The sequence below is a fragment of the Xanthomonas sp. Leaf148 genome, from assembly GCF_001423585.1.
Lineage (GTDB): Bacteria > Pseudomonadota > Gammaproteobacteria > Xanthomonadales > Xanthomonadaceae > Xanthomonas.
This window is the reverse complement of sequence record NZ_LMOP01000001.1, coordinates 554,616-574,233: the sequence shown is the minus strand read 5'-3', so window position 1 is coordinate 574,233 and position 19,618 is coordinate 554,616. Positions and strand designations below refer to the sequence as shown.

General features: G+C 64.9%; 17 protein-coding genes. 15 read left to right on the top strand and 2 right to left on the bottom strand.

The genetic code is table 11. From position 1 onward, the window contains the following. From ASF90_RS02405 to ASF90_RS02385, 5 genes are all read left to right on the top strand, one after another. Entirely contained in the window at window positions 1-1,182 is a 1,182-nt protein-coding gene (locus tag ASF90_RS02405; protein WP_055845381.1) for an acyl-CoA dehydrogenase family protein, read from the top strand. Continuing rightward, window positions 1,179-1,976, top strand: a complete 798-nt coding sequence (locus tag ASF90_RS02400; RefSeq protein ID WP_055845378.1) for an enoyl-CoA hydratase — start codon at window positions 1,179-1,181, stop codon at window positions 1,974-1,976. Before ASF90_RS02405 ends, ASF90_RS02400 begins: the two co-directional genes overlap by 4 nt. Continuing rightward, entirely contained in the window at window positions 1,961-3,154 is a 1,194-nt protein-coding gene (locus ASF90_RS02395; protein ID WP_193552563.1) for an enoyl-CoA hydratase/isomerase family protein, read from the top strand. The genes ASF90_RS02400 and ASF90_RS02395 overlap by 16 nt, the downstream gene beginning before the upstream one ends. A gap of 143 nt (window positions 3,155-3,297) precedes the next feature. Further along, window positions 3,298-4,200: a 3-hydroxyisobutyrate dehydrogenase gene (mmsB, locus tag ASF90_RS02390; RefSeq protein ID WP_193552587.1), complete on the top strand. Its 903-nt coding sequence runs from the start codon at window positions 3,298-3,300 to the stop codon at window positions 4,198-4,200. A gap of 595 nt (window positions 4,201-4,795) precedes the next feature. Beyond that, window positions 4,796-5,761 carry a cation diffusion facilitator family transporter gene (locus tag ASF90_RS02385; RefSeq protein WP_055845373.1) on the top strand — a complete coding sequence of 322 codons (966 nt, stop codon included), beginning with the start codon at window positions 4,796-4,798 and terminating at the stop codon, window positions 5,759-5,761. Between the two features lie 84 nt (window positions 5,762-5,845). Here ASF90_RS02385 and ASF90_RS02380 read toward each other — a convergent pair whose 3' ends face one another. Continuing rightward, window positions 5,846-7,927: a 3-hydroxyacyl-CoA dehydrogenase NAD-binding domain-containing protein gene (locus ASF90_RS02380; protein ID WP_055845370.1), complete on the bottom strand. Its 2,082-nt coding sequence runs from the start codon at window positions 7,925-7,927 to the stop codon at window positions 5,846-5,848. 235 nt (window positions 7,928-8,162) lie between these two features. Here ASF90_RS02380 and rpoE point away from each other — a divergent pair, with 235 nt between their 5' ends. The 9 genes from rpoE (at window position 8,163) to recO (ending at window position 17,271) form a co-directional block, all read left to right on the top strand. After that, window positions 8,163-8,783 (top strand): RNA polymerase sigma factor RpoE, encoded by a 621-nt coding sequence (gene rpoE / locus ASF90_RS02375; RefSeq protein WP_005991949.1) that lies wholly within the window; start codon window positions 8,163-8,165, stop codon window positions 8,781-8,783. Continuing rightward, on the top strand, window positions 8,780-9,658 hold the full coding sequence (locus ASF90_RS02370) for a sigma-E factor negative regulatory protein (protein ID WP_055845365.1): 879 nt from the start codon (window positions 8,780-8,782) through the stop codon (window positions 9,656-9,658). Before rpoE ends, ASF90_RS02370 begins: the two co-directional genes overlap by 4 nt. Window positions 9,659-9,767: 109 nt before the next feature. After that, complete coding sequence (locus ASF90_RS02365) at window positions 9,768-11,369, top strand: DegQ family serine endoprotease (RefSeq protein ID WP_055845364.1); 1,602 nt, start codon at window positions 9,768-9,770, stop codon at window positions 11,367-11,369. A 190-nt stretch (window positions 11,370-11,559) separates the two neighbouring features. Further along, window positions 11,560-13,350, top strand: coding sequence for a translation elongation factor 4 (lepA, locus tag ASF90_RS02360; RefSeq protein ID WP_055845361.1), 1,791 nt, complete (start codon window positions 11,560-11,562; stop codon window positions 13,348-13,350). Between the two features lie 104 nt (window positions 13,351-13,454). After that, a complete protein-coding gene (gene lepB, locus ASF90_RS02355) occupies window positions 13,455-14,255 on the top strand; it encodes a signal peptidase I (protein ID WP_055845359.1) in 801 nt (266 codons plus the stop codon). After that, on the top strand, window positions 14,256-14,663 hold the full coding sequence (locus ASF90_RS02350; protein ID WP_115512207.1) for a DUF4845 domain-containing protein: 408 nt from the start codon (window positions 14,256-14,258) through the stop codon (window positions 14,661-14,663). Further along, complete coding sequence (gene rnc, locus ASF90_RS02345; protein ID WP_055845353.1) at window positions 14,653-15,333, top strand: ribonuclease III; 681 nt, start codon at window positions 14,653-14,655, stop codon at window positions 15,331-15,333. The genes ASF90_RS02350 and rnc overlap by 11 nt, the downstream gene beginning before the upstream one ends. After that, a complete protein-coding gene (gene era, locus ASF90_RS02340; RefSeq protein ID WP_055845351.1) occupies window positions 15,330-16,226 on the top strand; it encodes a GTPase Era in 897 nt (298 codons plus the stop codon). The genes rnc and era overlap by 4 nt, the downstream gene beginning before the upstream one ends. Window positions 16,227-16,548: 322 nt before the next feature. Continuing rightward, a complete protein-coding gene (recO, locus tag ASF90_RS02335) occupies window positions 16,549-17,271 on the top strand; it encodes a DNA repair protein RecO (RefSeq protein WP_055845349.1) in 723 nt (240 codons plus the stop codon). A gap of 118 nt (window positions 17,272-17,389) precedes the next feature. On the opposite strand, the gene ASF90_RS02330 is transcribed toward recO, so the two are convergent. Further along, entirely contained in the window at window positions 17,390-18,112 is a 723-nt protein-coding gene (locus tag ASF90_RS02330; RefSeq protein WP_055845347.1) for a response regulator, read from the bottom strand. A gap of 158 nt (window positions 18,113-18,270) precedes the next feature. Between ASF90_RS02330 and rlmD the strand changes: the two genes are divergently transcribed. Then, window positions 18,271-19,605 carry a 23S rRNA (uracil(1939)-C(5))-methyltransferase RlmD gene (gene rlmD, locus ASF90_RS02325; RefSeq protein ID WP_055845344.1) on the top strand — a complete coding sequence of 445 codons (1,335 nt, stop codon included), beginning with the start codon at window positions 18,271-18,273 and terminating at the stop codon, window positions 19,603-19,605. Window positions 19,606-19,618: the final 13 nt, after the last annotated feature.

Below are 19,618 nucleotides of genomic sequence, written 5' to 3'. Positions count from 1 at the left end.
ATGAATGCAGCCATCCAGCTACACGCCAACGCGGCCGATCTGAACGACGAGCAGGAAGCGTTCCGCGCCGCCGCGCGCGACTTCGCCGACAAGGAACTCGCCCCGTACGCGGCACAGTGGGACGCAGAAAGCTACTTCCCGCGCGAGGCGATTGCCAAGGCCGCCGAACTCGGTTTCTGCGGCCTCTACACTGACGAAGGCGTGGGCGGCCTGGGCATGCGTCGACTCGATGCGGCGGTGGTATTCGAGGAACTGGCGACCGTCGATCCGTCCACCTCGGCCTTCATCAGCATCCACAACATGGCGACATGGTTGATTGCCAGCTACGGCAACGACGGCGTGCGTGCGCAATGGGGCGAGGCGATGACCAGCGGGGCCAAGCTGGGTTCGTATTGCCTGACCGAGCCGGGTGCCGGCTCGGATGCGGCATCGTTGAAAACCCGCGCCCAGCGCGATGGCGACAGCTACGTGCTCAACGGCAGCAAGGCCTTTATTTCAGGTGCCGGCGCCACCGATGTGCTGGTGGTGATGGCACGCACCGGCGACGATGGCGCGCGCGGCATCAGCGCTTTTGCAGTGCCGGCCGACGCGCCGGGCATCAGCTACGGCCGCAAGGAAGAAAAGATGGGCTGGAACAGCCAGCCCACCCGCGGGGTGACATTCAGTGATGTGCGCATCCCGGCCGGCAATCTGCTCGGCAAGGAAGGCGAGGGCTTCAAGATGGCGATGAAGGCGCTGGATGGCGGCCGCATCAATATTGCCGCCTGCTCGCTGGGTGCCGCGCAGGGCGCACTGGATGCCGCACGTCGCTACATGGGTGAGCGCCGCCAGTTCGGCAAGAAACTGGCAGATTTCCAGGCGCTGCAATTCAAGCTGGCCGATATGGCGACCCAACTGGTGGCCGCGCGGCAGATGGTGCACACCGCCGCACGCAAGCTCGATGCCGGCAGCCACGACGCCACCGTGTGGTGCGCAATGGCCAAGCGCTTTGCCACCGATGCGGGTTTTGCCATCTGCGACGACGCACTGCAGATCCACGGCGGTTACGGCTATATCCGCGAGTACCCGATCGAACGCCTGCTGCGCGACAGTCGCGTGCATCGCATCCTGGAAGGCACCAACGAGGTGATGCGCATGATCATTGCGCGGCATCTGCTCAACGGCGAGGAAGAACTGCGATGAGCGCGTGGGAAGGACGTGTGCATACCGGCTTGCAGGTCGGGCGCGATGGGCATGTCGCCATCGTCACCTTGAGCAACCCGCCGGCCAATACGTGGACCGTGCAGAGCCTGGCCGCCTTGCGCGACCTGGTGCATGCATTGGACGCCGACCGCAGCGTGTATGCACTGGTGATCACCGGCGAAGGCGAAAAGTTCTTTAGCGCCGGCGCCGACCTCAAACAGTTTGCCGACGGCGACAAGGCCGCTGCACGCGAGGCCGCGCGTCGCTTCGGCGAAGCATTCGAGGCATTGAGCGCTTTCCGCGGCGTGTCGATCGCCGCGATCAACGGTTATGCCATGGGCGGCGGTCTGGAATGCGCGTTGGCCTGCGACCTGCGCATTGCCGAGCAGCAGGCGCATCTGGCGCTGCCGGAAGCCAGCGTCGGGTTGCTGCCGTGCGCGGGCGGCACGCAGAACCTGCCGCGCCTGGTCGGCGAAGGCTGGGCCAAACGCATGATCCTGCTGGGCGAGCGTATCGATGCCGCCACCGCACACCGTATCGGCCTGGTCGAAGAGGTGGTGGGCAAGGGCGAGTCGCGTGCGCTGGCAATTGCGTGGGCGCAGCGTGCCGGCAAGCAGAGTCCGGTGAGCGTGGCCGCTTGCAAGCGGCTGGTGCAATCCACCCGCCATGGCACGCACGCCGCAGCCTTGGTTGCCGAGCGCGAAGCCTTCGTCGATCTGTTCGAGCAGGCCGACCAGGCCGAAGGGGTTGCCGCATTTTTGGAAAAGCGCGCGCCGCAGTGGAGCAACCGCTGATGACGGACGTCAGCGCAATCGACGAGGCGCCGGTGCTGTTCGAGCAGTGCGATTGTGCCGACGGGCATCGCATCGGCATTGCAACCTTGAATGCGCCCAAGACGCTCAATGGCCTGTCGCTGCAGATGACCCGGCTGCTGGACGCGCAGCTAAGTGCATGGGCCGACGATGCGCAGATTGCCTGCGTGGTGCTGCGTGGCGCCGGCGATAAAGCCTTGTGCGCTGGCGGCGATCTGCATGGGCTGTACCAGAGCATGCGCGCGCATCGCGATGCGGTACCCGACGCGGCCCAGCGCCGTGCACGGCCACAAGACAATCCGCATGCCGTCGCATTTTTCGAAGAAGAATATCGGCTGGATTACCGCATCCATACCTATACCAAGCCGCTGCTGTGCTGGGGCCATGGCATCGTGATGGGGGGCGGAATCGGCCTGATGTCCGGCGCCAGCCATCGCGTGGTCACCGAGCGTTCGCGGCTGGCGATGCCTGAGATCAGCGTCGGCTTGTTTCCCGATGTGGGCGGCAGCTGGTTGCTGCGGCGCGTGCCGCACGGCGCTGGTGTGTTTCTCGCCTTGACCGGCGCACCGCTCAATGCCAGCGATGCCATCTACGCCGGTCTGGCCGATGTGCGATTGGAGCACGCGCAATACAGCGCCGTGCTGGATGCCTTGAGCGCGCATGCGTGGACCAGCGATGCCGGCAACGATCGTGAGCAACTCGGTGCGTTTTTGCATGGAATCGCGCAGCCGCTGGAGCCGGGCCCGCTGCAGCTGCATGCGGCATTGATCGAGCAACTGGTGTCCGGCGACACGCTGGAGCAGGTGGTGGGGGCGATCCAGGCCCTGCAAAGCGAGGACAGCTGGCTGCAAGCCGCGCGCACGACCCTGGCCGCTGGCGCGCCTGGCTCGGCACGGCTGGCATGGGAACTGCAACGTCATCCCGGCACCGCGACGCTGGCCGATACCTTCCGCACCGAATATGTGGTGGCGCTGCACGCCGCCGCCCACGGCGATTTTGCCGAAGGCATCCGTGCGTTGCTGATCGACAAGGATCGCCAGCCGCAGTGGCAGCCAGCATCGCTCAGCAACGCCAATACGCAATGGGCGGCTGACTTTTTCAAAGCGCCATGGCCGGCCGCGCAGCATCCGTTGGCAGATCTTGGCGCGCAACCGGCATGACAGCCGCATGCTCCGCAGGTCTGGCGCAACCATGCAACCACCGCGCAGATTGCGTGCGCAATGCTGCGTGCGTAACGCTGTTTGCGGCGCTGAGCGGCATTGCGCGCTGAACGCCTCCCGACCCTTTTGATACCTGCTCCACTCTGGAGATCGACACGATGAGCAAGATCGCTTTTATCGGCTTGGGCAACATGGGCGGTCCGATGGCCGCCAACCTGATCAAGGCCGGGCACCAGCTACGCGTTTTCGATCTGGTGCAGGGCGCACTGGATGCGGCATCGGCCGCCGGCGCGCACGCAGCAACCTCGGCGCACGACACCCTGGCTGATGCCGAGATCGTCATCTCGATGCTGCCGGCCAGCCGGCATGTGGAAGGGTTGTATCTGGGCGATGGCGGCATCCTGATGCAGATTCCCGACGGCGCGCTGGTGATCGACTGCAGCACCATTGCGCCGGTGTCTGCACGCAAGGTGGCCGATGCCGCGCACGCGCGCGGGCTGGCGATGCTGGACGCGCCGGTGTCCGGTGGTACCGCGGGTGCCGCCGCCGGCACGCTGACCTTTATCGTCGGTGGTGACGCCAACGTGCTGGAGCGCGCCCGTCCGGTGCTGGAAGCCATGGGCAAGAACATTTTCCACGTCGGCGACAACGGCGCCGGCCAGGTCGCCAAGTTATGCAACAACATGGCGCTGGGCGTGATCATGGCCGCCACCGGCGAAGCGCTGGCGCTTGGCGTCGCGCAGGGGTTGGACCCGGCAGTGCTGTCGCAAATGATGGCGGTCAGCACCGGACGTAGCTGGGCCACCGAAGTCTGCAATCCATGGCCCGGCGTGCTGCCCAACGCACCGGCTTCGCGCGGCTACAGCGGCGGCTTCGGCAACGATCTGATGCTCAAGGACCTGGGCCTGGTGGCCGAATCTGCGGTGCAGGCCGGCGTATCGATCCCGCTGGGCGAACTGGCCCGCAACCTCTACGCGATGAACAGCACGGCCGGCAACGGCGCGCTGGATTTTTCGAGTGTGGTCAAGCTGGTGGCCAAGGTTTGAGAGCCGCTAACAAAGCGTCTACGTCCACCGTCAAGGACGCGTTGCCGGAGTGGCAGTTAGCATTCGTCTGGAGAGTTGATCAAACGGGGGCGTCGGCTGTAGAGCGGATGATCTGCGGCCTGGCTGCGAGGCCCTTGCCCGCCCACCATCACGGGACACGCCGCAAGTACGTCCGTGTAGGACCTTACGCGGCAGGAATGCCGCGTAAGGTCCCGCGACGCTGGGCGGGCAAGGACCGGTCGGGATGGTCGGTACGCGTGATTGCAAGCAGGGCAAGCAATGCATGCATGGCAAGCAGTGCATGCAGCGCGGCTGTCTGATGAGGTGCGGTCTGGTCGGCTTCTTTCCATCTGAGCAACGTCACTACCAAGACGGCATCACTCCCCGCCCGCCAACGAAGACAGTGTGGTCCGCACATTGCCGCCATTGCTGCGGCGTTCGAGAGCGTTTGTTAGCCGCTCCGAGTCGCTACTCGGCCTGGACAATCAGGCGTCGCGTCGCGCTCACGTGATGTGATGTCATCACGCGCAGGTGTAATAGTCTCCGCCATCGCACGCGCCTAAGGTGCGCGCATCGCACAAGGCCACCGCACCCCATGGGACACGATCACAACCACGCACCCAGCGAAATCCGCCACGAAACACCGTTGTGGTGGGCGCTTGGCCTCACTGCCACCTTTCTGGTGGCCGAAGTCATCGGCGCGTTCGTGTCCAACAGCCTGGCGCTGTTGTCGGATGCGGCGCACATGGCGACCGACACGCTCGGTCTGATGATCGCCCTGCTCGCGGTGCGTTTGAGCCGTCGCCCGGCGGACGCGCGCCGCACCTACGGCTATGTCCGTCTCGAAGCGTTGGGGGCATTGGTCAATGGCGCGCTGCTGTTCGGTGTCGGCGCCTACATCCTCTGGGAAGCTGCACAACGCTTCCGCGCACCACAGGAAATTTCCTCCAACGGCATGCTGCTGATCGCCGGTTTCGGCCTGGTGATCAACCTGATCGCAATGAAACTGCTGCATGCCGGCAGCGGCGAAAGTCTCAACGTCAAGGGCGCCTATCTGGAAGTCTGGAGCGACATGCTCGGCTCGGTGGCAGTCATCATCGGCGCCTTGCTGATTCGTTGGACCGGCTGGCAATGGATCGACCCGGTGCTGGCGGTGCTGATCGGCCTGTGGGTATTGCCACGCACCTGGGTGCTGCTGCGCGAAGCGATCAACGTCCTGCTCGAAGGCGTCCCCAAAGGCATCGACCTGGCGCAGGTGCGTCAGGCCTTGACCAGCTACCCCGGCGTCGACGACGTGCACGACCTGCACGTCTGGGCGCTGGCCTCCAGCACTCCCGCACTCACCGCGCACGTGGTGGTCGGCGACACCATCGACCGCGATCGCCTGCGCGACGCCCTCGGCACCTTGCTGCATGACCGCTTCGACATCGCCCACGTCACCTTGCAAGTAGAGAGCGGCGATTGCGGTACCGAACCCTGCGGTACGCCGTCCATGCAGGTTGCTGCCGACGATGGACATGATCACCCACACCAGCATTGCGCGCACAAGCACTCGCACTAGAACCACTGATGAAGCGATCGCGCAGCTGCTAGGCAAAGAAAAACGCCACCTTGCGGTGGCGTTGTCGTCTTACCGCAGCGGTGCTTAGGCCACCGCCTCCCGCAACACCGGCGAATCCCAACCCGGGCGCGGGGTGAAGCGTTCGCCATAACGGGCGTGCAGTGCCTGCAAACGTTCGAGCAAGGCATCCGCACCGACGCTGCGGATGTGCTGGATCGGGCCACCGCGGAACGGGGCGAAGCCGGTACCGAAGATCACGCCGGCATCGAGCAGGTCCGCATCGGCCACCACGCCGTCGTGCAGGCAGGCGACCGCTTCGTTGAGCAGCGGCAGGATCAGGCGGTCTTCCAGGTCGGGCGGCACGGCATAGCCGCTGGCCACTTCGGGTTTGACCGCGCGGCCGTTCTCCCATTTGTACAGGCCCTGGCCGTCCTTCTTGCCGCGCTTGCCGGCGTCCACCGTGGCAAGCGCGGCAGGAATCGGCAGGTGCAGGAACGGCGCCAGCTCGGCGCCAACGCCGGCAGCGACGTCCAGCCCCACCGTGTCGATCAACTCAATCGGCCCCATCGGCATGCCGAACTTCACCGCAGTCTTGTCCAGCACCGGTCCCGGAATGCCCTCGGCATACGCGGTGGCCGCTTCGAGCAGATACGGGAACAGCACGCGATTGACCAGGAATCCGGGCGTGCCCGCCACCGGCACCGGGAACTTATCCAGCGCCTTGCAGAACGCCGCCAGGCGCGCCACGTTGGCCGGATCCAGGCCATCGTGCTGCACGATTTCCACCAGCGGCATCATCGCCACCGGGTTGAAATAGTGCAGGCCGGCAAATTGCGCGGGGCGCTGGATGTGACCACGCAGCTCGGTCAGCGGAATCGACGAAGTATTGGTGGTCAGCACTGCATCGGGCTTGAGTTGCGGCTCGATGGACTGATACAGGTCGCGCTTGGCCTGCGGATTTTCGATGATCGCCTCGATCACCAGATCCGCCTGCGCCACGCCTGCGCCAGCCAAATCGCCACGCAGGCGCGCTGCCACCGCCGGCCGCTTGGCGTCGTCCTTCACCCGCTTGGTAAACAGCTCGCCGCCGCGCGTCAGTGCCGTATCGATAAAGCGCTGCTCACGGTCCTGCAGGGTGACCTCAAAGCCCTTGTAGGCGGCCCACGCGGCGATATCGCCGCCCATCACGCCGGCACCGATCACGTGCACATGGCGAATCGGCGGCAACGCGGCCGCTCCTGCCTCCTTGCCGCCCAGCGCCTTCAAACGTTCGGTCAGGAAGAAGATGCGGATCAGGTTGCGCGCAGTCGGCGTGCTGGCGAGCTTGACCACCGCCTTGCGCTCGGCCGCAAGCCGCGCCTGGATGCCGCTGCCGCCCGCGCGCTCCCACACGTTGATCAAGGCATACGGCGCCGGGTAATGCTCCTTACGCGCCTTGCGTGCGACCTGCTTGCGCATCTGCGGCGCGAGCAGCTTGCGTGCCAGCAACGTGTTGGTGGCCCAGGCGGTCGCGCGTTGCTTGAACGGGCGCGTGGAGCCGCTCAAGGCCAATGCGGCGGCAACATCGACCAACACCGCAGGCGCGGCGACCTTGTCGATCAGCCCCATCGCCCGCGCGGCCTTGGCCGAGACGGTGCGACCGGTCAGCATCAGATCCATCGCCGCCGGTGCGCCGATCAGACGCGGCAAGCGGGCGCTGCCGCCCCATCCGGGGAAGATGCCGAGCTTGGTTTCCGGCAGGCCGATGCGTGTGCTGGCGTCGTCCGATGCCACTCGGTACCGGCATGCCAGCGCGATTTCAGTGCCGCCGCCCATGCAGAAGCCGTGGATCGCCGCCACCGTAGGGCAGGGCAGTTCGGCCAGTTTCTGGAACACCTGTTGGCCGCGATGGATCGCATCGTTGACCGTGCCCTTGCGGTCGAAGTCCTGGAACTCCTTCAGGTCGGCGCCGGCAATGAAGCCGTTGGCCTTGGCCGAGCGCAGCACCACGCCCTTGGGCGGGTCCAGTGCCAGCCGCTCGACCAGCGCGCCCAGTTCGAGCAGCACCTCCTGCGAAAACGCGTTGACCGGTGCGCCTTGTCGATCAAGGCTGAGGACGACCACGCCGTCCTCGCGCAGGTCGGCCTGCCAATGGCTGAATCGGAGCCCGTCGAAACCTGGAAGCATGCGTCTGGCCGTCCGGCGATATAAGGAAAGGCCGTTATCATCCAGAGGTTGTTTCCATCACGTCAAATACCCATACCAGTCGACAGGACGGCATGCGCTTCGCGGGAGGCGTCGCCAGCGGCGCAGTGGAGCCGCTACCCTGCTACGTGACGATCGAACCGATCGGTATGAACTTTCCTCTTCAACGGCGGTCTCATTGCCCGACTTCGGTGGGCTGACAGGAGTGCGGCCCATCATGGCCGAAGTCGATACACCTCAGGAGCTGGACCTGGAACTGGTCCGGCGTGTGCAGCGCGGCGAGAGCGCGGCGTTCGACGTGCTGGTGCGCAAATACCAGCACCGGATCGTTGCGTTGATCGGGCGCTACATCGCCGACTGGAGCGAATGTCAGGACGTGGCCCAGGATACGTTTGTGCGCGCGTATCGCGCGATCAACAGTTTCCGCGGCGACTCCCAGTTCTATACATGGCTGCACCGCATTGCCGTCAACACTGCCAAGAACCATCTGGTTGCGCACAACCGCCGCCCGCCCACCGACGACATCGAGATCAGCGATGCCGAGCAGTTCGATGGAGCGACTCGGTTGCGCGACAACGACACCCCGGAGCGCGAATTGATGCGACAGGAGCTGGAACAAACGGTGATGCGTGCGGTCCAAGCACTGCCGGAAGAACTTCGGTCGGCCATCACCCTGCGCGAGGTGGAGGGGCTGAGTTACGAGGACATCGCGCGAAAGATGGATTGCCCGATCGGAACGGTGCGCTCGCGCATCTTCCGGGCGCGCGAGGCCATCGACATCGAGCTACGGCCTCTGCTGGAGACCGAAAGCGCTACCCGTGAGCGACACCGTGTATGAGCGATAACCCTGCCATGTCCACCACCGACAAATTCGAACGTCACTATCGGCAGCAGTTGTCTGCGCTGGTCGACGGAGAGTTGAACGCCGACGAGTCGCGCTTCTTGCTGCGCCGTCTGGCGCACGATGAGGAGCTGGCTGGCTGCCACGAGCGCTGGCAGCTGTGCGGCGATGTGCTGCGCGGTGCGGCCAGCGCGCCGGCGCCGCTGGATTTTGCCGCGCGTGTGCGCAGCGCCATTGCCGATGAGCCAGCGCCGCAGGCGCAGCCGGCACCGCGCTCGGCCGCACGCTGGCGTTGGGGTGGCGGTGCAGCGATTGCTGCGTCGGTTGCCGCAATCGCCTTGTTCATGGCGCACGAGCGCTTGCCGGAGACGGCACCGCCAGCCTCCGCTGTGCCGGTGTATGCGACTGCGGCGCAGCTGCCGCCCGCCGCCTCGCCGCCGGTTGCCCCGCAAGCACCGGCAATGCCCGCCCCGGCCAACCCCGGCGATGGCGGCGCGCTTGTCGCGGCGGTGCCGGCCGCTGCGCTGGCGTCCACGCGCCGCGGTGCCGCTACCCGCAATCAGCAGGTAGCGCGCAGTGCAGCGGCGCGGCAGCAACAGACACCTGCCCGGATGGTGGCGTCGGCTACTCCGGCTCCTGCGGCAGCGGTGAGCCCGGCAGCAACCTCCAATCCATTTACCCATCCGGACACGACACTGCAGGCGCGCCCGTGGCCACGCGCCGCGTTGTCCGGCGCAGGCGATAGCCCGCTCAACGCCAGTTTCAGCCAGAGCCGCCAGGGTCCGGCGTTCTATCCGTTCGAGCCTGCGCCCCAGGCGACCGGCAACCCTGCGCAGAGCCGGCCGCTGCCGGCGCAGGTCCCGCAGAACTGATCCGGCCGCCGATCTTCATCCAGTCGGCGCGCTTCCTCCCGTTAACTTGCCGGACCCGTGTCATCTCGCGGGTTCCGGCCCCTGTCGCCCTGCCATCGGAGGCAACTCGATGAATCACCGCATGCGTACCCAGATGTTTGGCCTGATCGCCATGACGTTGCCGCTGGCAGCCTGTGCTCAGCAAACCGCGCCAGCGCCGGCCGCCAAGGCCAGTGCGCCGATTGCCGCCAATCGCAGCACCACCCCGGCGCCGCAGTTGGTCGCCGGCCTGCCGGACTTCACCAATCTGGTCGAACAGGTCGGCCCGGGTGTGGTCAATATCGAAACCACCATCACCCGCAAGGATGCGATGGCGCGTTCGGCGCGTGGCGGGCGCGGCGGGCAAGGTGGGATGCCCGGTCAGGGCGGCATGCCGGACGACGAGCAGATGCCGGAGTTCTTCAAGCGCTTCTTCGGCCCGGATTTTCAGATGCCGGGCGGCCCGCGGCAGGGGCCGGGCCAGGGTGGTGGCGATGACGATGGCGGCATAGCCGGCAAGTCGATGGGCTCGGGCTTCATCATTTCCGCCGACGGCTATGTGCTGACCAATCACCACGTGGTCGATGGCGCCAGCGAAGTCACCGTCAAGCTCACCGACCGCCGCGAGTTCAAGGCCAAGGTGGTGGGCAGCGACGAACAGTTCGACGTGGCGCTGCTGAAGATCGAGGCCAAGGGGCTGCCGACCGTGCGTCTGGGCGATTCCAATACGCTCAAGCCCGGCCAGTGGGTGGTGGCGATCGGCTCGCCGTTCGGGCTGGATCATTCGGTCACCGCCGGCATCGTCAGCGCCACCGGCCGTAGCAATCCGTACGCCGACCAACGCTATGTGCCCTTCATCCAGACCGACGTGGCGATCAACCAGGGTAACTCCGGCGGCCCGCTGCTCAACACCCGCGGCGAAGTGGTCGGCATCAATTCGCAGATCTTCTCCGCGTCGGGCGGCTACATGGGGATCAGTTTTGCGATCCCGATCGACCTGGCCTTCAGTGCGGCCGAGCAGATCAAGGCCACCGGCCGGGTCAGTCGCGGCATGCTGGGCGTAGCGGTGGGAGCGATTGATACGCTCAAGGCGCAAGGGCTGGGCCTGCCGGATAGCCGCGGCGCGCTGGTCAACGACATCCCCGCTGGCAGCCCGGCCGCAAAGGCCGGTGTCGAGGTGGGCGATGTGATCCGTGCGGTCAATGGCAAGCCGATCGAGGTGGCCAGCGACCTGCCGCCGATGATCGGCCTGATGCCGCCGGGCGCCAAGGTCAACCTGGACATTCTGCGCGATGGCAAGCCGCGTCAGGTGTCAGTCGTGCTGGCGCCATTGCAGGATGGCAGCGAGGACGCCGCGCCGCGCACCGCAGCGGCTGACGCCAAGCCGGAGGCTCCGGCCAGTGTGGCCTTGCTCGGCCTGCAGGTAGCCGACCTGACCGCCGCCGAGCGCAGTCGGCTGGGCCTGGAGGCGGGCGAGGGCGTGCGGATTGCCGCGGTCACCGGCGCAGCAGCGCGCAGCACCCAACCGCCGCTGTCGCCGGGCCTGCTCATCGCACGCGTCGGCCGTACCAAGGTCGGCAGCGTCGCCGAACTCAACCGCGCGCTGTCCAGCTATAAGAAGGGCGACGTGGTCATGCTGCTGGTCACCGACGGCAAGGCCACCAGCTATGTGGCGCTGAAGGCCGGCGGGTGAGGGCGGCCGGGATTGGTCATTGGTGATTCGGGATTGGCAAGAGCAGGCTACCGCTCGCGGGTGCCTGCTCTTGCCTCTGACTTTCGAATCCCCAATCCCGACTCCCTAATCCCCGCTCCAAAGCGTGCGATAATGCTGCGTTACCCTGACGACGGCCCCGCCGGCGCCCACCTCAATGTCCTCTGATTCAATGCGGTACATCCGCAACTTCTCCATCATTGCCCACGTCGATCACGGGAAATCCACCCTGGCCGACCGGATCATCCAGCTATGCGGCGGCCTTCAGGCGCGCGAGATGGAGGCCCAGGTTCTCGACTCCAACCCGATCGAACGCGAACGCGGCATCACGATCAAGGCACAGTCGGTGTCCTTGCCGTATACGGCCAAGGACGGGCAGGTCTATCAGCTGAACTTCATTGACACCCCCGGGCATGTCGACTTCTCCTATGAAGTCAGCCGCTCGCTGGCCGCTTGCGAAGGCGCGCTGCTGGTGGTCGATGCCGCCCAAGGCGTGGAAGCGCAATCGGTGGCCAACTGCTATACCGCGGTGGAGCAGGGGCTGGAAGTGGTGCCGGTGCTCAACAAGATCGACCTGCCGACTGCCGACATCGCCCGTGCCAAGGCCGAGATCGAAGCAGTGATTGGTATCGATGCCGAAGACGCGGTCGCGGTCAGTGCCAAGACCGGTCTCAACATCGACCTGGTGCTGGAAGCGATCGTGCATCGCATCCCGCCGCCCAAGCCGCGCGATACCGACAAGCTGCAGGCGCTGATCATCGATTCCTGGTTCGACAATTACCTGGGCGTGGTGTCGCTGGTGCGCGTGATGCAGGGCCAGATCAAGCCGGGCAGCAAGATTCTGGTGATGTCGACCGGGCGCACGCACCTGGTCGACAAGGTTGGCGTGTTCACCCCCAAGCGCAAGGATCTGCCTTCGCTGGGTGCTGGCGAAGTGGGCTGGATCAATGCTTCGATCAAGGATGTGCATGGCGCGCCGGTCGGCGACACCTTGACCCTGGCTGCCGACCCCGCACCGTACGCGTTGCCGGGTTTTCAGGAAATGCAGCCGCGCGTGTTCGCCGGCCTGTTTCCGGTCGATGCCGAGGACTATCCGGATCTGCGCGAGGCCTTGGACAAGTTGCGCCTGAACGATGCGGCGCTGCGTTTCGAGCCGGAAAGCTCCGAGGCGATGGGCTTTGGCTTCCGTTGCGGCTTCCTGGGCATGCTGCACATGGAAATCGTGCAGGAGCGTCTGGAGCGCGAGTACAACCTGGACCTGATCAGCACCGCGCCGACCGTGGTGTACGAAGTCCTCAAGACCGACGGCTCCATCATCAACATGGACAACCCGGCCAAGCTGCCGCAGTTGAACCTGGTGGAGGAGATTCGCGAGCCGATCATTCGCGCCAACGTGCTGACGCCCGAGGAATACATCGGCAACATCATCAAGTTGTGCGAAGAAAAGCGCGGCACCCAGATCAGCATCAATTATCTGGGCAGCCAGGTGCAGATCAGCTACGAACTGCCGATGGCCGAAGTGGTGCTGGACTTCTTCGACAAGCTCAAGTCGGTGAGTCGTGGCTATGCCTCGCTGGATTATCACTTCGTGCGTTTCGATGCCGGCCCGTTCGTGCGGGTGGACGTGCTGATCAACGGCGACAAGGTCGATGCGTTGTCGCTGATCGTGCACCGCAGTCATGCCGACCGGCGCGGCCGCGAGCTGTGCGAAAAGATGAAGGAACTGATCCCGCGGCAGATGTTCGACGTCGCAATTCAGGCCGCCGTCGGCTCGCAGATCATCTCGCGTTCCACGGTCAAGGCGATGCGCAAGAACGTGTTGGCCAAATGCTATGGTGGCGACGTTTCGCGCAAGAAAAAGCTGCTGGAAAAGCAGAAAGAAGGCAAGAAGCGCATGAAGCAGGTCGGCCGCGTGGAGATTCCGCAGGAGGCCTTCCTGGCCGTGCTGCAGATGGATAAGTAGCAGGGAATGGTAAATCGGGAATCGGGAATCGTAAGGGCGCACGTGCTCCCGCTGTTCCAGTTCCCCATTCTCGATTCTCGATTCCCTTTCCGAAAGGAACATCAATGAAATGGTTTGAAATCATCCTGGTTGTGCTGACGCTGGGTACCGGCTTTATCTGGCTGCTGGACAAGCTGTTCCTGGCCAAGCGCCGTGCCGCGCGTGCCGGGCTGCTGGACAGCGAGCCGGCGATCATCGATTACTCGCGCGCGTTCTTCCCGGTGCTGGCGGTGGTGCTGATCCTGCGCAGCTTTGTGGCCGAGCCGTACAAGATTCCATCCAGTTCGATGATGCCCAACCTGCTGATCGGCGATTTCATCCTGGTCAACAAGTTCGCCTACGGTTTCCGTCTGCCGATCACCAATACCAAATTCATTCCGACCAGCGAGCCCAAGCGCGGCGATGTGGTGGTGTTCAAGCCGCCGCATGCGCCAGATCAGAACTGGATCAAGCGCGTGGTCGGCCTGCCAGGCGACAAGATCGGCTTCCACGGCGACACGCTGTATATCAACGACAAGCCGATGCGCTATACCGTCAAGGGCGAGTACATCGGCAAGGGCAAGGGTGCCGAGATGACCGGCACCACCTTGCTGGTCGAGGACCTACCGGGCCGCACGCATACCGTGCTGGAGTGGGTGGACCGCAACATGCCGGCCGGCCAGGGCGACTGGACGGTGCCGGCAGACAGCTATTTCGTGATGGGGGACAATCGCGACAATAGTGAAGACAGTCGGTTCTGGACCCAGACGCATTTCTTGCCGGAAGCCAATCTGCGCGGCAAGGCGTTTCTGATCTGGCTCAATTGCGAAGGGTGGTTCTGTAAGGGGAGTTTCGATCCGTCGCGGATCGGGACTGGAATCCAGTAAATGCACGCACGGCGTGCCGGGGATAGCACAATGAAGCGCAAGCAAAGCGGTATGACGTTGACGTCGTTCGTGGTGGTGCTGGCGGTGGTCGGATTTGGCCTGTACATCGGGATGAAGCTGTTTCCGATGTATCAGGAGTATTACTCCGTCCGCACCGCAATGAAGGGCCTGGCCAATGAGCCCGGCAGTGCCGACATGGATCCGTCAAAGCTGCAGGATCTGTTCTTTCGTCGGCTGTACATCAATTACTCGGAGAACGTCAAAAAAGAAGACGTCAAGTTCGAGCGTGTTGAAGGCGGCTGGCGGATGAAGGTCAACTACGAAGTGCGTCGCGAGCTGATCGGCAATCTGGATATTGTCGGCAAGTTCGATACCTCGCAGGACATGACGAAACGCGGTGTCGAATAGAACCTTTCAACGTGGCGATCCGATCGGTCATGCATTCGCCGATCCGGGTCTGCTCGCCCAGGCGCTGCGGCATCGCAGCGCCGGGACGCCGCATAACGAGCGGCTGGAGTTTCTCGGCGACGGCATCGTCAATCTGCTGATCGCCGAGGCGTTGTATCAGCGCTGGCCCAAGGCCGACGAAGGAGCGCTGACGCGCGCGCGCGCCGAGCTGGTGCGCGAAGGTGCACTGGCGGTGATTGGACGCACGCTCAATCTGGGCGAGCGGTTGACGCTGGGCCCGGGCGAACTCAAGTCCGGTGGTCATCGGCGCGATTCGATCCTGGCCGATGCGGTCGAGGCGATCGTTGCGGCCATCTATCTGGACTGCGGATTCGAGCGCTGTCGCGCGGTGGTGCTGCCGTGGTTCGAGTCATCGCTTGCGGCGTTACCGGTCGGCAAAGCCGAAAAAGATCCCAAGACGCGGCTGCAGGAATGGCTGCAGGCACGGCAGCTGCCGCTGCCCAATTACGCTCTGATCAGCGAGAGCGGCGACGAACATGCCAAGCAGTTCCACGTCGCCTGCATTCTGGAGCAGCCCATCGCCCGCGCCGAGGGCCAGGGCACGTCGCGCCGTCTTGCCGAGCAACAGGCGGCGGCTACCGTCATCGCACAACTGGATGTAAACACGTGAGCGAAACCACTCCCCACCGTAGCGGCAGCGTTGCCATTATCGGCCGGCCGAATGTCGGCAAATCCACTCTGACCAATGCCCTGGTGGGTGCCAAGGTCAGCATCGTGTCCAATCGGCCGCAGACCACGCGGCATCGGCTGCTGGGCATCGCTACCTTCCCGGAAGGGCAGCTGGCGCTGGTCGATACGCCCGGGCTGCACCGCGAGCAAAAGCGCGCGATGAATCGGGTGATGAATCGCGCCGCGCGCGGTTCGCTCGAAGGCGTGGACGCCGCGGTGCTGGTGATCGAGGCAGGCCGTTGGGACGAAGAAGACACCCTGGCGTTTCGCGTGCTCAGCGACGCGGGGGTGCCGGTGGTGCTGGTCGTCAACAAGGTCGACCGGCTCAAGGACAAGACTGCGTTGTTCCCGTTTCTGGCGCAGGTCAGCGAGGGCCGTACGTTTGCTGCTGTGCACCCGGTGTCCGCGCTCAAGCGCAAGGGGCTGGAAGCGTTGGTGAGCGATCTGCTCAAGCTGGTGCCCGAAGCCGAGGCGATGTACGGCGAAGACGAGATCACCGACCGCAGTCAGCGCTTTCTGGCAGGCGAGCTAGTGCGCGAGCAGCTGATGCGCCAATTGGGCGAAGAACTGCCGTATGCCACCACCGTGGAAATCGAGCGCTTTGCCGAAGACGGCGCGCTGCTGCGGATCGGTGCGGTGATCTGGGTCGAGCGCGAAGGTCAGAAGGCGATCGTGATCGGCAAGGGCGGCACCCGTCTGAAGGAAATCGGCGGCAAGGCGCGTCTGCAGATGGAACGGTTGTTCGGCGCAAAAGTGTTTCTGGAAACCTGGGTACGCGTGCGCGAAGGCTGGTCGGATGACGAAGCGGCATTGAAGGCGTTCGGTTACGAATGAAAGCGGGGCCGGGGACCCGGGACCCGGGACCCGGAAAGCGGACGCTGTCCGCCAGTTCGCCGGCAATGCTACGGACATGGCGCAGGGCGATGTCTCGGCATGCTGCGCCCCGTGTTGAGCGAGCGGCGCTCGCTCCATCCGCGGCGGAGCTCTCAGCTTTGCGGAACAATGCCGGGATAAGCGTTGTGCAAATGGTGCGCGTGTCTGTGGACCGCGCATGTAGCTCGGGCAGCGCTGCTGCGCACCGTCGCCATTCCGGAGGCGCTGCCCTTGCTGTCTACGTGTCCCGGGTCCCGGGGCCCCAGTCCCGGCAACTGCTTCCATGCTGATCGAGCACGAACACGGCTTCGTCCTGCATGTGCGCGCCTGGCGCGAGACCAGCTTGCTGGTGGAAGTGCTGAGCGAGCAGCACGGGCGGGTGGGGTTGCTGGCGCGTGGCGTGCAAGGCCCGCGCAAGCAGGCGCTGCGTGCGGCGCTGCAGCCGCTGCAACTGATTCAGTTCACCGCCGTGCAGCGCGGAGAACTTGCGCAACTGCGCCAGGCCGAAGCGCTGGATACCGCGCCGCGATTGGTCGGCGAACGCATGCTCGCCGGCTTCTACATCAGCGAGCTGTTGCTGCGTCTGGCCCCACGCAATGATGCGGTCCCCGAGCTTTATGCGTGCTACGCGCAGGCACGTGCGCATCTGGCCTCGGAGTTGTCGCTGGCGTGGGGGTTGCGCCAGTTCGAGCGCGATGTGCTGGAGGGGCTGGGGTTTGCCTTCGATCTGCAGCACGACAGCGACGGGCAGCCGATCGACCCGGCGGCGCGTTATCGACTCGATCCGCAGGAAGGTGCCATGCGGGTACTGAGCGAGCGTCTGGCACAGGATCGGCGTGAGACTGTCACCGGTGCGGCGTTGCTGGCGCTGGGGGAGGACACAATGCCGGCTACCGATGACATGCCCGGCTTGCGCCGCAGCATGCGTAGCGTGCTGTTGCATCATCTAAACGGACGCGGGCTGAAATCCTGGGAAATGCTGGAGGATCTGGCGCGTCGTCGTTGATCTGCACGACGCGGCCAAGTGCAGTGCCGCGTGTCATTTGACGAATCGCGTATCCGATCCTGTAGACACCCAGTCAGCGCCTGATCCCACGGACGGCGCTGACGACGACACCCTCAGTTCAGTGCAATAACGCCGCCACCGCCGCATGAAACTGGGTCTGCGCGGTGTGCGATTGCGGGTCGCCACGCAGCAGGCGGACCGCGCCGGCCAGCCGGGCGGCGCCGACGAAACCGCAACTGGCCTGCAAGCGATGCAGATGATTGCGCAGCGCCTGCTCATCGCTGATGTTCAGTGCCGAGGTGACCGCGTCGCGTGTGCCCGGCAGCTCTGCCAGGAACAGTTCGCGCAGTGCGTTGAGGTGATGCTGCTGGCCGTTGAGCGCGCTCAGCGCTGCCGCCTCATCCCAATCGCTGGCGGCGATGTCGACCACACCGACCGGCGCCACGCTGTAGCGGCCACGCGCCAGACCGCGACGCACCGCCTGCAGCAGGCGTTCGGTGGTCAGCGGCTTGACCAGCATTTCCAGAAAGCCATCGGACTGCAGACCACGCTGCATCGCCATGTCGCCATCGGCGGTATGCGCCAGCGCAGGCACGTCCGGGTGCAGCAGACGTAACGCGCGCAGCAGGCCGCTGCCGGTGCCATCGGGGAGATTGACGTCGATCAGCCACAGGTCGTGGCGACGTTCGCGCGCGCGGTCCAGCGCCGACGACAACGAATCTGCGCAATCCACCAGGGCCGGAAGGCTTTCCAGGGCAGCCTGCAGAAAGCCGCGGCTGATCGGGTCGTCTTCCACCAACAAGAGTCGTGGATGGGGTTCCTGACGTGTCGCCATGTTCATGCTGCCTCCTTGTCAGCGATGCCGCGTCCTGAGCTGCCGCGCGCAGGCGAAGTTTGCCTGTGTTTGCGGGGCACGACAATTGCCACGCCACGCAAGGCGGCCTCGGTCGATCGCATCTGCGACAATACGCACCCTTTTTGCCCGCAGCTTGTCGCCACGTGGCCAGAACCCGAAACCGTTTCGACCGTACCCCCTTCCAGACCGCGATCACCGACCTGAGCCATGACGGCCGCGGAGTGGCGCGCCGCGACGGCGAGGGCGGCAAGGTCACCTTCATCAGTGGCGCCTTGCCCGGTGAACTGGTGCGTGCCGAGCCCACCGCGCGCAGCCGCCATTTTGATGAAGCCAAGACGGTGGACGTGCTGGAGGCTTCGCCGCAGCGGGTCACCCCGCGCTGCACGCATTTCGGCGTGTGCGCCGGGTGCGTGTTGCAGCATCTGGAGGAGTCGCAGCAGATCGTGGCCAAGCAGCGCGTGCTGATGGACAACCTGGAGCGCATCGGCCACGTCAGCCCGCAGACGGTGCTGCCGGCGCTGGTCGGCGACACCTGGGGCTATCGGCGTAAAGGTCGCTTCTCGGTGCGGCGGGTGGAGAAAAAGGACAAGACCCTGGTCGGTTTTCGCGAACTTGACCCGCGCTTCGTGGCCGACCTGTCGGTCTGCTACACGGTGATTCCGCAGATCGGCGAAAAGATCCCGCTGCTGGCGGCTCTGATCGAAAACATGGATGGCAAGCGCGACATCCCGCAGATCGAGTTCATCGCCGGCGACGATGCGGTGGCGTTGACCATCCGCCACATGCAGCCGCTTAGCGAGCGCGATCGGCAGGCCTGGGTGGAATTTGCGCAGACCCACGGGTTTGCGATCTTCTTGCAGCCCGGCGGCGTGGACAGCGTGCATCCGTTGTGGCCGCAGGACGTGCCGCTGTCGTTCCGCCTGCCCCAATGGGACGTCGAGCTGGCGTTCCGGCCGCTGGACTTCATCCAGGTCAATGCCTCGCTCAACCAGAAGATGATTGCGCACGCGCTGGCGCTGCTCGATGCCAAACCCGATGACCGCGTGCTGGATCTGTTTTGCGGGTTGGGCAATTTCACCCTGCCGCTGGCAAGAACGGTGCGCGAGGTGGTCGGCGTGGAAGGCGATGCCGGCTTGGTGGCGCGCGCCAAGGAAAACGCGCAACGCAATGGCCTGGACAACGCGCAGTTTTATGCAGCCGATCTGACCCAGGATCAGCGCAATACGCCCTGGATGCGGCAGGGCTTCGACAAGCTGCTGCTGGACCCACCGCGTTCGGGCGCATTGGAAGTGCTGCAGCAACTGCCGCTGAAGAAATTCGAGCGCATCGTGTATGTCAGTTGCCACCCGGGTTCGCTGGCGCGCGACGCCGGCTACCTGGTCAACGAGCAGCGCTTTACGCTGGTGTCAGCCGGTGCGATGGATATGTTCCCGCACACCGCGCATGTGGAAAGCATTGCGGTGTTTGAACGGCGGTGAATGGTGAATAGGG

What these genes read in the sequence shown, in the direction of transcription:
- ASF90_RS02385 (WP_055845373.1), top strand. Translation starts at nt 4,796, where the DNA reads ATGGGACACGATCACAACCACGCACCCAGCGAAATCCGCCACGAAACA.
- ASF90_RS02380 (WP_055845370.1), bottom strand. Translation starts at nt 7,927, where the DNA reads ATGCTTCCAGGTTTCGACGGGCTCCGATTCAGCCATTGGCAGGCCGAC.
- lepA (WP_055845361.1), top strand. Translation starts at nt 11,560, where the DNA reads ATGCGGTACATCCGCAACTTCTCCATCATTGCCCACGTCGATCACGGG.
- ASF90_RS02350 (WP_115512207.1), top strand. Translation starts at nt 14,256, where the DNA reads ATGCACGCACGGCGTGCCGGGGATAGCACAATGAAGCGCAAGCAAAGC.
- rpoE (WP_005991949.1), top strand. Translation starts at nt 8,163, where the DNA reads ATGGCCGAAGTCGATACACCTCAGGAGCTGGACCTGGAACTGGTCCGG.
- ASF90_RS02400 (WP_055845378.1), top strand. Translation starts at nt 1,179, where the DNA reads ATGAGCGCGTGGGAAGGACGTGTGCATACCGGCTTGCAGGTCGGGCGC.
- ASF90_RS02365 (WP_055845364.1), top strand. Translation starts at nt 9,768, where the DNA reads ATGAATCACCGCATGCGTACCCAGATGTTTGGCCTGATCGCCATGACG.
- recO (WP_055845349.1), top strand. Translation starts at nt 16,549, where the DNA reads ATGCTGATCGAGCACGAACACGGCTTCGTCCTGCATGTGCGCGCCTGG.
- ASF90_RS02405 (WP_055845381.1), top strand. Translation starts at nt 1, where the DNA reads ATGAATGCAGCCATCCAGCTACACGCCAACGCGGCCGATCTGAACGAC.
- ASF90_RS02330 (WP_055845347.1), bottom strand. Translation starts at nt 18,112, where the DNA reads ATGAACATGGCGACACGTCAGGAACCCCATCCACGACTCTTGTTGGTG.
- lepB (WP_055845359.1), top strand. Translation starts at nt 13,455, where the DNA reads ATGAAATGGTTTGAAATCATCCTGGTTGTGCTGACGCTGGGTACCGGC.
- ASF90_RS02370 (WP_055845365.1), top strand. Translation starts at nt 8,780, where the DNA reads ATGAGCGATAACCCTGCCATGTCCACCACCGACAAATTCGAACGTCAC.